Source organism: Vibrio sp. ABG19, from assembly GCF_029962385.1.
Classification (GTDB): Bacteria; Pseudomonadota; Gammaproteobacteria; order Enterobacterales; family Vibrionaceae; genus Vibrio; species Vibrio ostreae.
Genome location: NZ_CP071708.1, coordinates 2,860,347 through 2,875,334 on the forward strand (window position 1 = coordinate 2,860,347; position 14,988 = coordinate 2,875,334).

13 protein-coding genes, 1 pseudogene and 1 riboswitch are annotated in these 14,988 nt (G+C 48.8%); of the genes and pseudogenes, 9 read left to right on the top strand and 5 right to left on the bottom strand.

The window, feature by feature from the left end; genetic code table 11:
* Positions 1–328: 328 nt before the first annotated feature.
* The 3 genes and pseudogenes from J0X00_RS19240 to J0X00_RS19250 all read left to right on the top strand — a co-directional run bounded on the left by J0X00_RS19240 (position 329) and on the right by J0X00_RS19250 (position 3,834).
* Positions 329–847: an Hcp family type VI secretion system effector gene (locus J0X00_RS19240; protein WP_136486549.1), complete on the top strand. Its 519-nt coding sequence runs from the start codon at positions 329–331 to the stop codon at positions 845–847.
* Positions 848–1,039: 192 nt separating this feature from the next.
* Positions 1,040–2,941 (top strand): annotated as a pseudogene (locus tag J0X00_RS19245) (type VI secretion system tip protein VgrG); the annotation flags it as partial.
* A 254-nt stretch (positions 2,942–3,195) separates the two neighbouring features.
* Positions 3,196–3,834 (top strand): LysE family translocator, encoded by a 639-nt coding sequence (locus tag J0X00_RS19250; protein WP_282477514.1) that lies wholly within the window; start codon positions 3,196–3,198, stop codon positions 3,832–3,834.
* Positions 3,835–3,920: 86 nt separating this feature from the next.
* Here the strand turns inward: J0X00_RS19250 and J0X00_RS19255 are convergent, their stop codons facing one another.
* The gene (locus tag J0X00_RS19255) at positions 3,921–5,303 is read right to left on the bottom strand and encodes a sodium:alanine symporter family protein (protein ID WP_218563119.1); all 1,383 of its coding nucleotides are present in this window, start codon (positions 5,301–5,303) and stop codon (positions 3,921–3,923) included.
* A gap of 102 nt (positions 5,304–5,405) precedes the next feature.
* A riboswitch (glycine riboswitch) is annotated at positions 5,406–5,510 on the bottom strand.
* A 304-nt stretch (positions 5,511–5,814) separates the two neighbouring features.
* On the opposite strand from J0X00_RS19255, the gene J0X00_RS19260 reads away from it, so the two are divergent.
* The 3 genes from J0X00_RS19260 (at position 5,815) to msrB (ending at position 7,348) form a co-directional block, all read left to right on the top strand.
* A complete protein-coding gene (locus tag J0X00_RS19260) occupies positions 5,815–5,973 on the top strand; it encodes a hypothetical protein (RefSeq protein WP_168797035.1) in 159 nt (52 codons plus the stop codon).
* Positions 5,974–5,992: 19 nt separating this feature from the next.
* The gene (locus tag J0X00_RS19265; RefSeq protein ID WP_136486540.1) at positions 5,993–6,724 is read left to right on the top strand and encodes a chromosome partitioning protein ParA; all 732 of its coding nucleotides are present in this window, start codon (positions 5,993–5,995) and stop codon (positions 6,722–6,724) included.
* A 177-nt stretch (positions 6,725–6,901) separates the two neighbouring features.
* Positions 6,902–7,348 (top strand): peptide-methionine (R)-S-oxide reductase MsrB, encoded by a 447-nt coding sequence (msrB, locus tag J0X00_RS19270; protein ID WP_218563117.1) that lies wholly within the window; start codon positions 6,902–6,904, stop codon positions 7,346–7,348.
* A gap of 77 nt (positions 7,349–7,425) precedes the next feature.
* Here the strand turns inward: msrB and J0X00_RS19275 are convergent, their stop codons facing one another.
* Together J0X00_RS19275 and J0X00_RS19280 are read right to left on the bottom strand one after the other, a co-directional pair.
* On the bottom strand, positions 7,426–7,908 hold the full coding sequence (locus J0X00_RS19275; protein ID WP_136486535.1) for a YajQ family cyclic di-GMP-binding protein: 483 nt from the start codon (positions 7,906–7,908) through the stop codon (positions 7,426–7,428).
* Positions 7,909–7,945: 37 nt separating this feature from the next.
* The gene (locus J0X00_RS19280) at positions 7,946–9,004 is read right to left on the bottom strand and encodes a 3-deoxy-7-phosphoheptulonate synthase (protein WP_282477515.1); all 1,059 of its coding nucleotides are present in this window, start codon (positions 9,002–9,004) and stop codon (positions 7,946–7,948) included.
* A gap of 205 nt (positions 9,005–9,209) precedes the next feature.
* Here J0X00_RS19280 and J0X00_RS19285 point away from each other — a divergent pair, with 205 nt between their 5' ends.
* Complete coding sequence (locus tag J0X00_RS19285) at positions 9,210–10,097, top strand: putative PEP-binding protein (RefSeq protein WP_218563116.1); 888 nt, start codon at positions 9,210–9,212, stop codon at positions 10,095–10,097.
* A 165-nt stretch (positions 10,098–10,262) separates the two neighbouring features.
* Positions 10,263–10,745, top strand: a complete 483-nt coding sequence (locus J0X00_RS19290; protein WP_218563115.1) for a DUF4442 domain-containing protein — start codon at positions 10,263–10,265, stop codon at positions 10,743–10,745.
* Between the two features lie 128 nt (positions 10,746–10,873).
* Here J0X00_RS19290 and J0X00_RS19295 read toward each other — a convergent pair whose 3' ends face one another.
* The gene (locus J0X00_RS19295; protein WP_136486526.1) at positions 10,874–12,223 is read right to left on the bottom strand and encodes a hypothetical protein; all 1,350 of its coding nucleotides are present in this window, start codon (positions 12,221–12,223) and stop codon (positions 10,874–10,876) included.
* A gap of 102 nt (positions 12,224–12,325) precedes the next feature.
* Here J0X00_RS19295 and J0X00_RS19300 point away from each other — a divergent pair, with 102 nt between their 5' ends.
* A complete protein-coding gene (locus J0X00_RS19300; protein WP_282477516.1) occupies positions 12,326–13,162 on the top strand; it encodes a S1-like domain-containing RNA-binding protein in 837 nt (278 codons plus the stop codon).
* Between the two features lie 335 nt (positions 13,163–13,497).
* Here J0X00_RS19300 and rsmF read toward each other — a convergent pair whose 3' ends face one another.
* Positions 13,498–14,922, bottom strand: a complete 1,425-nt coding sequence (rsmF, locus tag J0X00_RS19305; RefSeq protein WP_282477517.1) for a 16S rRNA (cytosine(1407)-C(5))-methyltransferase RsmF — start codon at positions 14,920–14,922, stop codon at positions 13,498–13,500.
* Positions 14,923–14,988: the final 66 nt, after the last annotated feature.

Consider the following 14,988-nt stretch of genomic DNA (forward strand, 5'->3'; position numbering starts at 1 on the left):
CAAAATGTGCAGGAAGTGTATCAACGTGCAACAGATTAACAAGTGATTCAGGTCGGTGTTTGACATAGTGAAATCTTACCCGCCAAGCAAGAAGTTGCTTGAGCAGGGGCAGGATGTTGCTCTACTACCAACTGTAAAACTATAACTCTTTGATTTTTATAGGTGTCACTTTTGGCACCGACTTTGCTCCTTAATCTGTGTATCCGCGCTGAATGCAGTTGTTTGCCAGAGCGCAAAGTTATCTTTGTTTATGAATAAGCTTTGGTTGTTGATTCACCACTTGCTCATGAACAACGACTTTTATTACATCGTCATAAAGGAATGAGCAATGCCAACTCCATGTTATATCTCAATTGAAGGTCAAACCCAGGGTCTTATCACTGCAGGCGCATGTACTGCTGATTCAATCGGCGATTCTTTCGTCGAAGGCCACGAAGACCAGATGCTGGTTCAGTACTTTGACCATAACGTGACTGTACCGACTGATCCACAATCTGGTCAGCCTTCAGGCCAGCGTGTCCACAAACCATTTACTTTCACTGTGTCACTGAACAAAGCCGTTCCTCTGCTTTACAACGCGCTGGCATCAGGTGAAAAAATGACGAATGTTGAGCTGAAGTGGTACCGTACTTCGATCGAAGGTAAGCAAGAGAACTTCTTCACGACGAAACTGGAGAACGCTTCTATTGTCGATATCCATTGTGAAATGCCGCACTGTCAGGATCCGGCTAAAGCGGACTTCACTCAGAATCTGACGGTTGCGATGTCATACCGTAAGATTACCTGGGATCACGTTAACGCAGGGACTTCAGGTTCTGATGACTGGCGCAAGCCAATCGAAGCGTAAGTTACGCTCGAATCAAGTAACGTTTGCATGACGTTACGAGTCAATAATGTTGCCCGCTGCTTCGGGCAACTTCTGAGCGCTAAGCACAAAGCATCCCCGAACCGCCTGATGCAAGATGGTCGTCGGGTGTTTTGCGTTTAGGGTTTATTGAATTCTCGCGATAATTTTTACCAAATATCAAGGAATGGCAGAATGGCAACGTTAAAGTATCAGATTCATGTGGAAGGACTGGAAGAAGACACACTGGTTGTGCGTGCCTTTGATGGACACGAAACCTTATCCAGTGAACTGATCAACGGTGACGCATGTCATGGCTTTCGTTTTCGTCTGCAACTGGCCAGCCGGCAAGCGAATTTAAGCGCGGATATGGTCGTTGACCAAAAGGCTGAACTCAGAATGTATCGGGACGAAGAGTTGGTACAGCGAGTGAACGGCATTGTGCGTGAGTTTACTCAGGCAGATACCGGGCATCACCACAGCTTTTATGCATTGACTCTGGTTCCGGCCTTAGAACGTCTGTCTCTGCGTCACAACAGTCGCATATTCCAACTGCAAACAGTGCCGGAGATATTGTCGGTATTACTGCAGGAAATGGGCATTAATGATTACGCCTTTGCGTTGACCCGCGAGTGCAGTCAACGCGAGTTCTGCGTTCAATACCGTGAATCTGACCTCGATTTCTTACTGCGCCTCGCCGCGGAAGAGGGCCTTGTGTACAGTTTCATCCATGAAGAAGGGAAGCATACGTTGGTGTTCAGCGATGCGACCGACAGCTTGCCTAAACTACCGGATCCGGTTGCTTACAATACGTTAGCCGGTGGCGTGATGGACAGCCCTTACATATCAGGCCTGAACCAGCATACACAAAGTGAAGTCAGCCAGGTCTGTATGCAGGACTACAGCTTTAAAAAACCGGCCTACTCATTTGCCCACAGTGCTGACGGCACTGAAATGCAATATCAGCGGGCAGGTTATCAGCATTTTGATGCGCCAGGACGCTACAAAGATGATGTGAATGGTAAAGCATTCAGCCAAATCCGCCTTGAGTATTTACGTCGTGACGCGCGTATAGCGAGCGGCACCAGTAATCAACCGCTATTGCGTGCCGGAACCCGGTTTGATCTCGAAGACCATTCTGATGATGAAATGAACCGGGATTGGCTGGTGGTCAGTGTTTTTCACCAGGGCGCTCAACCACAAGCTCTGGAAGAAGCGGCGGGAAGCGGCGCGACGACTTATGCGAATCAGTTTACTCTGATTCCGGGCCATGTGACCTGGCGTGCCCGGCCTCAGCCAAGACCTCAGGTGGATGGCCCGATGATGGCGATGGTGGTGGGGCCGGAAGGCGAAGAGATCTTCTGTGATGAATACGGCCGGGTAAAACTGCATTTCCCGTGGGATCGTTACTCGAATGGGGATGAACACAGCTCATGCTGGGTTCGAGTCTCTCAAGGATGGGCAGGCAGTCAATACGGTATGGTGGCGATACCGCGCATCGGCCACGAAGTTATCGTCTCGTTTCTCAATGGCGACCCGGATCAGCCGATTGTAACCGGACGTACCTATCATGCGACTAACACGGCACCTTACCTGTTACCGGATCATAAAACGAAAACCATTTTGCGTAGTGAAACGCATCAGGGTGAAGGTTATAACGAACTCAGTTTTGAAGATCAGGCGGGCAGTGAACAGATTTATCTGCATGCCCAGAAAGATTTCGATGCGGTGGTGGAAAATGACAGCACCACTGTGGTGAAGCACGATCAGCATTTGACGGTGGAAAACGATAGCTTTAGCCAGATCAAAAACAATCAGCACCAGACCGTCGGCAATGAACAGCGCGAAGCCGTAACCGGCAACCGAACTCTGATCATCGATGGTTCTTTGCATATTAAAGCTGGCAGTGTCTGGGTGAATGACTCAGGCAGTGAAGTACACATTAAAGCGGGCCAAAAAGTGGTGATTGAAGCGGGCAGTGAAATCACGGTTAAAGCGGGCGGCAGTTTTGTCAAAGTTGATCCGGCAGGTGTTCATCTCTCCGGCGCCGGCGTTAACCTCAACTCAGGCGGTGGCGCCGGCAGTGGCAGCGGATTTAGCGGCGAGGCAGCGCAGTCCCCGGTTTTGCCTCAGGTCATTTATTCTTAAACGATAGCTATTCTTAAAGGATAGCGGAATCGATCATTTGAACTGAACGCTTTGCTATTGGCGATATTAATCTGACTGTCGAGCTTTAATTGCTGAAGCCCTGAGATGATCGCAGGGCTTTTCTTAGTTGATGGTAATCTGTTAAAGACAGTTCAAGCGCTTTACGGTATAAGGTTCTTTCTTGTGAATTTTCAGGGATTGATATGTACATCCAGAACATTGAAGCGTTTCTTATCGCAATAACTATTCTTACTTTAACTCCGGGCCTGGATACGGCATTGGTGATTCGTAATACCTCCCGCGCCGGTATGGTTGATGGTTGTGTCACCAGTTTGGGGGTTTGTGCCGGCTTGTTTGTGCACGCGACGTTTTCCGCGATTGGCATCTCTGCGATCCTGACTCAGTCGGCTGAACTGTTTCACATTATGAAAATGATTGGTGCGGCGTACCTGATTTGGCTCGGTATCTCTAGCTTGCGTACCTTGCTGAAAACCGGGCAGGGCATGAATGTGGCGACGCTGTCACACACCGAACTGAGTGTGAAACGCTCGCTGCGTGAGGGCTTTCTGTCCAATGTACTGAATCCGAAAACCGCGGTGTTCTATCTTGCGTTTTTGCCTCAGTTTATCAATCCGGAATACTCGCCGTTACTGCAATCTCTGTTGATGGCAGCCATTCACTTTGTGATTGCGATGGTGTGGCAATGCGGTTTGGCGGGCGCGTTAAGTTCAGCCAAGAACTTACTTAAAAATGCCTCTTTTATGCGCTGGATGGAAGGCACGACCGGTTTGGTGTTGGTGGCACTTGGCGTAAAGTTACTGCTGGAAAAAGATGCAGCATAATTTAGGTCTGAGTCAGATACGAAAAAGCGCTCAAACGAGCGCTTTTTTGATCGCTGCAATCGCATCTTTACGATGCCGCAGCCCGATTATGATTGCTGTGAGGCGAGTGATGTTTGTTCAGAGCGGGTATGTCGGGCAAAGAATACTTTGGTTTCTTCAACCACGACGTGGCGCAGTGCAATCAGACCGATCAGGTTTGGAATCGCCATCAGTCCGTTTACGATATCGGCAATCACCCAGATCATATCCAGTTTCAGGAATGCGCCTGATGCGACCAGAGCGATAAACACCACCTTGTATGGCAGTACTGCCTTGGTGCCAAACAGGAAGACGACACAGCGCTCACCGTAGTAGTTCCAGCCCAGAATCGTCGTGAACGCAAAGAACATCAGACCAACCGACACCAGCATCGGGCCGATGGTTTCTGAGTTCAGGCCCACGGCAAAGGCGTGTGTGGTCATGGCGGCACCAGAGAAATCACTTTGCCACGCACCTGTCAGGATCAGAGCCAGGCCGGTCATGGTACAGATGATGATGGTATCGAAGAAAGTACCGGTCATCGAGATCAGGCCCTGTTTTACACAAGAGTTGGTTTTGGCTGCCGCCGCTGCCATCGGTGCGCTGCCAAGGCCAGATTCGTTGGAGAAGACGCCACGCGCAATACCGGACTGAATGGCCAGCATGATGCTTGCGCCCAGGAAACCGCCGGTCGCTGCTGATGAGCTGAATGCGGAAGTCAGTACCAGTTGCAGAGCGCTTAACAGCTGATCGGCGTTGGTGACAATCACACTCAGACAGGCGATGACATAAAATACTGCCATAGCTGGTACGACTTTGCCGGCAACGCGGGAAATCGACTGAATACCACCAATGGTAACAAAGGCCACCAGCAGGGTTAGAACGATAGCAGAGGCTTCACGGGATGCGCCAAATGAAATTTCAGTAGCGTCCAGAATTGCATTAACTTGCGGGAACGTACCAATACCAAAGCACGCCACACCCAGTGCGAATACCGCAAACAGGACCGCCAGTACTTTTGAACCTACACCGTATTGCAGATAATACATCGGGCCGCCAATCATCTGACCGTTGGCATCGGTTTTACGGTATTTTACCGCCAGAAGGCATTCAGCATATTTAGTCGCCATGCCGAACAGAGCAGCGAGCCACATCCAGAACAGGGCGCCCGGGCCACCGAGTTTGATTGCGGTTGCCACACCCACAATATTACCTGTACCGATTGTGGCCGATAGAGCCGTACATAACGCAGCGAAACTGGACACATCGCCTTGCGCGGACTCAGATTTATCACGGCTGAATACCATTTTCAGTGCGGTCGGAAGATGACGGAATTGCAACAGGCCCAAACGAAAAGTGAAATAAATACCGGTTCCGACCAGCAGAATAAGTAGAGGTGGGCCCCATACGAAGCTATCAATAGTTTGTAATAATGAAAGAAGGTTGGTCATATTTTCCCCTTAATAAACAAAATCTAAGGAGAAGAGAGAAAGGGCGGATCTCATTGATCAAAATGCGAATAGCCAGTAACAGACAGGCTGTCCCGGATAACCTTTCACTCCTCTGTCCTTTTGCCTGAGAGTTTCACTCTGCTTAGTGGATAAGCAGAACTTGCTCCTTCGGCGACCGATTGAACGGTTCTCTCCAGAGGTTCCTCCAACTACAGTCCTCGCTATTCTTCTTGGGGAAGAATAAAGCACCTGAAAGATTTACTTCTTCGGCGGGTATGTCTGGCCTATTTGTTGAAAATAGGTTAACAACCTCTCTCCTGCAGTCTTCATTGGAACAATTATCTATATGGTTAGATAATTTGCCCGAGAATATTAGCCAAAACAAAGTGTGATGTCATCTACAAATTCAATGGAATGCGTCATTCTTGGTCAAGATGTGCCGGATTAAACTTTTCTCTGACCTTTGATACGCTATAAGTGGTATAAAGAGATATAGATAAAGGGGTGAGTTATGATCAGACTGATCACAATCGGAGTATTGATTGCCTTAGCTTTTTTTCTGATTCGCTATGGTACCAGCGAAAAAGCGCAAAAAGGCATCGTCGTGACACTGGTCGCCGCTTTGGTAATTTATACGATCTCGGTCGTGGTGACTGAACTCATTCGCTGATGGGATTTAGGAGTAAAACTTGAACCAAAAACATTCAGACGACAACGACGATGTGGTCGTGATTGAAGAGCGCGATAAACGCAGTTATCTCTATATCGGTATTGCCGCTGCACTGGGTCTGGCTTTAGGCGGTTTGGTCGGCTCTTCGGTGACTGCTTCCAAATGGGAAACCACCTATCAGGCGCTGGAAACTCAGTATAAACAGGCGCAGCAAGACGGTGCAGATCAGAAAGTTCAGGTAGAGGACAGTACTGAAAAACTCAACCAAGAGTGGCAGGAGAAGTTGCAGGCTGCGCTGGACGATCAGCGTGAACAGAACAAAGCAGAGCTCACCAAATTACAGAGAGAAGTGACCGAGCTGGAAAAAGTCAATGCTTCGCTGGAAGCTGAATTGTCTAACCGAAAGCAAGATCTGGCTAAAGCGGATGAGAAGAACGACAAGTTAAATCGTCAGGCAGATATGCAGGCAACGATGTTTGAACGTTCGCGTGAGTTGTTCCAAAAAGAGTTAAAAATCAAACAGGAACTGGAATCGCTGCAAAAAGAGCGTGATGATTTAGTGCCGAAAATTAAAACGCTTAAAAATGATTGCGATGCGTATCTTGAAGGGGCTTCCTGGGATGCTAAGTCTGACTCATGTGATAAGCAGGATGAGGCCAATTCGCGCGTCAGTGAGATTGATCAGATGATCCGCGTGCGTCGCATGGATCTGGAGCAGATTAAAGCCTTATCGGAAGAGATCGGGCTTTGAAGCGCTAGATACTGTTTCGCTAGGTACTGTTTATTTTTTACGTGTGCGTAACGCAACAATGTGTGATAGCTCATCGATGATGGGCTATTTTTTTAAGACGGACTGATGAGATTTTTAGGCAGTCTGACAAATTCACTGTTCACACGGTTGGTGCAAAAGGCTAACCGAGGGGGAAATATGCTGAATTGGAAGGATGTGGTGGAATTAGCGCAGCAGGGGAATCTGGCGCCTTCACACCGGGTTGAGAAAACTCCGCAGCAGTGGCAGGCTGAGTTGACGGAAGAGCAGTACTACGTGACCAGAGAGCATGGCACGGAGCGTCCGTTTTCTTCAGACATGTGTGTGCAGTTTGAGCCCGGGATCTACCATTGCGTGTGTTGTCAGACTTTACTGTTCGATTCAGCAACAAAGTTTGATTCTCACAGCGGATGGCCATCGTTTTCACAACCGGCGACCAAGAATGCGATTTCGTATCATATCGACACTCAACTAGCGACGCCAAGGGTAGAAGTGCGTTGCAACAGTTGTGATGCGCATCTGGGGCATGTTTTTCCGGATGGTCCGCCACCAAGCGGATTGCGCTATTGCGTTAATGCGGTGGCGATAGAGAAGCAGTCTGGGTAACCGGATGAGTTGGGTGATTACGAGTTATCTGTAATAAAAAATCCAGCGTTGAGGCTGGATTTTTATTGGTCAGTGAGTTAGTCACGGAAGTTATTAAACTGGAACGGGTGGTCCAGATCACTCCCTCGCAGCAGCGCCATAACCGCTTGCAAATCATCACGCTTTTTACCGGTGACACGAACTTTATCACCTTGAATCGACGCTTGAACTTTCAGTTTGGCGTCTTTGATCAGTTTCACCACTTTTTTCGCCAGGTCAGTCTCGATCCCTTGTTTGAACAGGACATCTTTGTACCAGTTCTTACCAGAATGAACAGACTCTTTCACTTCCATTGAACGTGGGTCTACGCCGCGTTTAGCCAAGTTGCTACGCAGAATATCCATCAGCTGTTGCAGCTGGAAATCACCTTCAGCGCCCAGTTTTACTGTTTCATCCTTCAGTTCAAAACTGGCGTCAACGTTACGAAAGTCAAAGCGGGTCGCAAGCTCTCGGTTTGAGTTATCGACCGCGTTACGCAGTTCAACAGTATCGATTTCTGAAACAATATCGAAAGAAGGCATGTTAGTTTTTCCTTAATAAATTAACCGATGCGGCTGATCAGCCAGCACGGCGCACTTTAATAGATTGAGCCAGCATATCAAGCATGCTGGTGGTGTCTTGCCAGCTTAAGCATGGGTCGGTGATAGATTGACCATAGGTCAGGTTGTCCAGATCGTCCATTGGCTGGTTGCCTTCCACAATGAAGCTTTCTGTCATGACGCCGGCCACTTTGTGGCTGCCGGATTCAATCTGCTGACAGATGTCTTTGGCGACATCAAGCTGCTTGCGGTGCTGCTTTTCACAGTTAGCGTGGCTGAAATCAACCACTAGACGTTGTGGCAGATCAAATTGAGCCAGAGCTGCACATGCTTCATTTACAGAGGCCGCATCATAGTTGGTACCATTGTCGCCACCGCGCAGAATCACGTGCCCATATGGGTTACCGCTGGTACGATATACGGTCATACGGCCGTTTTTATCCGGCGAGTAGAAGTAATGTGAGGCCTGAGAGGCACGGATCGCATCAATGGCGATTTTCACATTGCCATTGGTACCATTTTTAAAACCGACCGGGCACGATAATGCAGAAGCCATCTCACGGTGGATCTGGGATTCAGTGGTACGGGCACCGATCGCGCCCCAGCTAATCAGATCAGCAATGTACTGGCCGGTGATCATATCCAGAAACTCAGTGGCTGTGGCCAGGCCCAGTTTATTGATATTCAGCAGCAGTTGGCGTGCTTTATTCAGACCGGTTTCCAGTGCGTAAGAGCCGTCCAGGTTTGGATCGGTAATCAGGCCTTTCCAGCCGACAACCGTACGTGGTTTCTCGAAATAGGTACGCATCACGATAAACAGTTCGTTCGCGTACTGACCCTGAATGGCACTCAGGCGTTGTGCATAGTCCAGCGCCGCTTCAGTGTCGTGTACAGAGCAAGGTCCGACAATCACCAGCAGGCGATCATCTTCTCCGGAAAGAATGCGTTCAATTTGGCCACGGGAGTTGGCAATTCGCTCTGCAACCTCATCCGTAATCGGGTGGGCTTGGCTAAGTTCTGCCGGAGTAGGCATCGGACCCAGCGCTTGGGTTCTTAATTCATCAGTTTGTAATGGCATAGGATAGCCTGTCCTCTTATTGCGAGGCAGTAAAGATAACGAATTTAGGGGGCATAATAAACTGTTAAGCGATAAGAGGTGTTCTATTTCCTGTAAAGTGAAATTTTATGCAAAAATAATCAATAAATATTGAGTTGTGGGCTTGTTTTTCTGCGGCTCTCTAGGTATTTTCGACATGTACAACATAATGATAAACGGAGCAGTAATGAGTTTAGAACACAACGTAACCATCCATGAGCAGTTGGCTCTGGGAAATACCTTGCCAAAAGCAACCGAACAGGCACCAAGCTCTTATCTGTTTGTCTCTTTATCTGAGCTCATTGCCGAGAGCGTCTTTTATCATCCGGCTCTGGTCACGGGCACTGATAGTTTGTCTGAACTGGAAAAAAGTTCACTGGAAGCCATGCTGGGCGGTAAAAGTATTGCCGAACATTTTGTCGACACTCTGGTGGAAAAAATCGGCGCGGCGGTTCAGCCTCATCATCAGTCGCTGCGCGTGTGTCTGAGTTCGGCAGATAGCCACGGCTATCAGGCGCTGCTTGGCGGCAGCCTGGAAACCGATGAAGTGAATCCGGCAATGGGTGTGCGCGGTGTTTCCCGCTACGCATCTCAAGCGTATGCACCGGCGTTTGCACTGGAATGTCAGGTGATCAAGCAGCTGCGTAACCAGGGGCTGGATATTGAAATTGTCGTGCCTTTTGTTCGTACTTTAAGTGATGCAGCGACTATCATTGACCGTCTGGCTGAGCAGGGGCTGCCGCGCGGCCTGAACGGCCTTAAAGTGCTTTACAGCTGCAGTGTGCCATCCAGTGTTATGGTCGCTGAGCGTTTGCTGCAATATTTCGATGGCGTAGTGATTGACTGGGAATCCTTGACTCAGTTTACTTTGGGGCTTGATAAGGACAATGCGGCACTGTCGTACCTGTACAATCCGGACAGCGAATCTGTAACCCTGCTGGCTGACATTGTGTTTAAAGCGGCCCTGCAGGCTAAAAAACCGGTACTGATTGTCACGACAGCACTGGAAACCCACCTCAAGCTACAAAATTACCTGGTTGAAAATACCCAGGCCGAAGCGATTTTTAACTTCTGAAACGCGACCTGAGATCTGATAAGGATGCGCAACGAGGCCAGCCAAATACGGCTGGCTTCTTGTTTTTTAACCATACAGATTGACAATAATGCAGCGCTAAAGTGAACTGGTCTGACAACTGAAGTTGTCACGATAATTATAACCACAACTAGTAAGGTCAGTCCTATGCTCTCTGCTCTCACCAAAGCGAATCTTTACCTTAACTATTTCGGCTTTATGAAAGTGCCGCTCATCTGGTATTGCCGGCCGAAACTGCTCACGCTTGACGATAACTCAGTCATAGTCCGTATCCCGCTTAAACGGCGCAATCGCAATCATCTCAACAGCATGTATTTTGGCGTGTTGGCCGTTGGCGCAGATGTGGCGGGGGGCTTTCTTGCTATGTATAAAGCGCAGCAACGAAAAGTGACGGTGTCACTTGCGTTTAAAGAAGTCGAGGCGAAATTTCTCAAAAGGCCTGAAGCCGATGTCTGCTTTCGCTGCGACGATGGCCCTTTGATTGACGCCATGCTGGACGAAACGCTGGCCACGGGTCAGCGAGTGAATCAGGCGGTAAAAATTACCGCCACTTGTCCATCGCTGCATGGTGATGAAGCGATGGCGGAGTTCTGGCTGACGTTATCCCTTAAAGCCGTGAAGAGCGGATAACTCTGTTGATCACAGGCGAGTCACTATGATTGACCACAGGCGAGTCACTATGGTTGATCACAGGCGAGTCACTATGATTGCCTCTCTTGCCCGCTAAACCGTGTTCACTGAGCAGGTATGCTGTGATGCTAACTGAGCTCGATGGTTTCAATATCGACGATTTTGCTTCGGTTTAACACGATTTTCCAGCGATAATAGCGCGGCTTGTCTTTGTAGTTACGCTCTTTGACGATCAGATTGATGAGATGACGTTTCTCAACCGACTCACGGCTTACCTGACCGTTGTTTAGCTGATAGATACGGTTGGAACCTTTATCCATCAAGCGGGTCAAGGTACGCAAATCAATGAGTATGCTCTCTCGTGTCGCTTCATAACCGCTCATAAAATGGGAGGTCGACATCTCGGTCTGCGAGCGGTAGTGGAGGATCTGCTCTTCACGTTGCACGACACGTTTCTTGCGAATGTTTTGTATGCTGTCCGGCAGTTGTGCCAAGCTTTTGTAGTCGAGCCATTCGTCTTTCTGGCCCACTTCTTTACCTGTGGTCGGATCGAAATAGCGACGGCGCCATTTCGGTTTCCCTTTACGAATAACGCGCCATAGGATGTCACGTAAATCGTCTTTAAAAATTTCACGCAAGGCATAAATGAACGACATGGCGATGATGAATGAAGCGGTGATTTCGCCCCAGTAATCCCGCGCCGTAATTGCCGTGATGGTTACCACGACCATGACTAAACCAGTGGCGATGCCTTTTACCGCACGCTTCATATTTTTACCCAGTGAGGTGACTTTTTCCCGCAGAATAATCGGATGTTCAATCAGGCGTCGCAGCAGACGCATTTTATTGCTTAAGCGGGTAATGTCGGTGTCGGCTTTTTCCGAGTTGTAGTGATTAAGTGCCCGGTGAGCCTGTTCTTTCTCGACCAGAGTGATCAGGCGATCTTTAATCGTCTTGTATTCAGAATTGCGGCTTAATTTGGCCACCATAGAGAGAAACTTCTGCTCGGTATACCAGGACAAGTAGTTATCAATATTGGCGTAATAGCGTTTGATGGTTTCTTCGTAAGGAATATTACGGCGTAAACGTTTGAGAATATCGAGCGACAACTCAATCACCGTATCCACTTCATCAGAAGTGACATTGTCACTTGATTCATTGAGCTGGTTGACCGCTTTGTCCAGCGCAATAACATACTGATAGGCGAACAAACTCAGACTGACTCGGTACTGGGTAGAAGAGAGACGGCCGCGTTGCGCCAGACGGCTGTGCACCAGCGGTAACAGAATTTTATTACTGTAGTAAGACCGTTTTTGATGAATGGAACTGTAGAAAAACTCTCCCTCGGACATCACTTCCGGCGTTAAACCTAATTCGCCGGGAATAAACAGATACATATCCAGATCGAGCTTCTTGCTGTCCGACATCTCGGAAGAGATCTTAAGGGTAACGGCATCTTGTTTATCGACAGTGATCAATGAAAACTCCTGAAAAAATTGCTCAATTTTCTCTGTTCAATGGGGGAAAGCATATCAGAGATCACGTATAATCTCTGCAAATTTGATGTGAGACAGTTTTAAATGATTAACGTTGGTCAGACTAATAGTCTAGAAGTTGTAAAAATTGCCGATTTTGGTGTCTTTCTTGATGCTGGTGAATTTGGTACGACTTTATTGCCAAACCGCTTTGTGCCGGAAGGCCTAGAGGTGGGGCACTTTGTTGATGTGTTCCTTTACTTCGATTCAGAGAACCAGCTGGCAGCGACGACAGAAACACCAATCGCCCAGGTGGGTGAATGGGGCCTGATGAAAATTGAAGGTGTGAACAGCACCGGAGCGTTTGCGGACTGGGGAATTAAAGACAAAGGTCTGCTGATTCCTTTCAGTGAACAGCGTAAGCGCTTTACTGCCGGGCAAAACGTTCTGGTGTATGTCTACACAGATAAAGCCTCTGGTCGCATTGTTGGTACGACCAAGTTTAATAAGTGGCTGGATAAAACGCCGGCCACCTATCAGCGTAACGAGCAGGTTGATCTGATCATCGCTGAGCGTTCAGAGCTGGGTTACAAAGCGATTGTCAACGGCGCACATTGGGGAATGGTTTTCCCGTCAGATGTGTTCGGCAAGCTGTTTATCGGTAAGCGCCTGAAAGGTTACATCAAGAATATCCGTGAAGATGGCAAGATCGATCTGGCGCTGCAGAAAATCGGCGTCGCGAAAATGGATGACCTGAGCAGTAAAATTCTTGAAACCCTTGAAAAGAAAGGTGGCTTCCTGCCACTGAGTGATAAATCTACCCCGGAAGCGATTTTCGCTACCTTCCGCACCAGTAAAGGCACCTTCAAGAAAACCATCGGTGGCCTGTTTAAGCAGGGCAAGATCGTGATTGAGCAGGACGGGATCCGTCTGGCTGACTGATGGTTTCGGCCACAGTGAATGCTCTGGGATATCAAAATGCATTAACGGCTGCCTGTATGGCGGCCGTTTTTTATGGCATCAGTGCTTTATTGTGATAATACGGCTCGCTTAGTCAGCAGGTCAGTTTAATCAGTCAGTCTGTGCACGCAGCAGAACACAAAAAAAATAGGCCCGAAACGTAAGGCGTTTGGGCCCAGGGGAATGGCTCCGCAGAGCCTGCGCTATTTATCGAGTCTGAAACTGCTGAACAAACGTCAGGACTACTTTACGTTAAGTGTAGTACAGACTCAGTTTTTCGCGCGAATAGTGCAGAATATTGTGCTGATGTTTACCGGTCAGAATAAGTTTTTATCTCTGACCAGCTCTCGTGGCAGACCATTTTTGACTCGGTTACCAACCCATTTTCCTAAGCCAATCACATCGTTACCGTAACAGACAATCACTTCGCCTTGACCACTTTGACTCTCCGGGCGAACATCACGGCCCATATACCATTCACGGGCTTCTGCCGTGGTCAGTTGTACTGTCTGGGTTTCATTGCCGGTTGCCAGCGTGGTGGCAACCTGATGCTGCCAGCGATAGCCTTTTTTATGCGCTTCGGCGATTTTGATCCCCATACGGGAAAATCTCAGTTCACCCAGCATAGGCTCCAGGGCATCCGGGAATAACCACACATCGTTGTCACGCAGCCAGACACTGCTCGCAATCGGTAAGGTGATACCCAGTGCCTCTTGCAGTTGACGAGTGATGTCGGCAGTGACTTTGTGACTTGCTTTCTCAAATGGAAATTTACCCAGGCGTTTTTGAACGGCCGGTGCTTCAACTGCGGCCAGTTTTCTGATTCGAGCCACAAAGAAGCCTTCACAGTCATACACCTGCGGGAAAATATGTAAGAATCCTTCAGCAGTGATGGCTTTGTCGGCCTCGCTAAAGAGGTTATCGAGACGCTCAAACTGAACAGCATCACCATAGGTGTTTTTGAGATGCCAGCACACTTGCTGGTTCTCTTCTGTGCTCAGGGTACAGGTGGAATAAACCAGCACGCCGCCCGGTTTCAGCGCCTGAAACGCACTCTCTATCAGGTCTTTTTGGGTCTCTGCGATCGACAACACTGAGGCTTTGCTCCAGTTTTTCATCGCATCGGCATCTTTGCGTATGGTGCCTTCACCTGAGCAGGGGGCATCGATCAATACAGCATCGAACTGCTCTGGCAGCCAGCCACCAAACACGCGGCCGTCGAAATTACTCAACGCGGCGTTGCGAATACCGCATCGCTCGATATTGGCGTGTAGCACCTTGACCCGGCTGGCGGAAAATTCATTGGCAACCAATACGCCCTGATTATTCATCAGTGCGGCAATCTGTGTAGTTTTGGAACCCGGCGCAGCGGCCATATCCAGCACCGCATTAAACTCGTCCTGAGCGTCCGTGAACAGCGCTGAAACCGGCATCATTGAGCTGGCCTCCTGAATATAGAACAAGCCGGCCATGTGCTCTGCGGTATTACCCAGCGGAACCACGCTTTCGTCGGCCTCGATCCAGAATCCGGTATCACACCAGGGAACCGGCTCCAGTGACCAGCCTTTCTCCTGTGCTCGTTGCACAAAGGAGTCCACGCTGATTTTCAGCGTGTTAACCCGGATACTTTTGCGCAGCGGGCGTTGGCAGGCTGCAACAAAGTCCTCCATGTTCAGAGTCGGGGGCAGGATCTCAGCGATGGTGGCGAGAAATTCTTCAGGTAATGCGATATTCGAGTGCAAAACAGGGTCTCAGTCTGGAATTTGGAGCCGAATTATATACCTAACGCGATGTCTGATGCGAGCTTC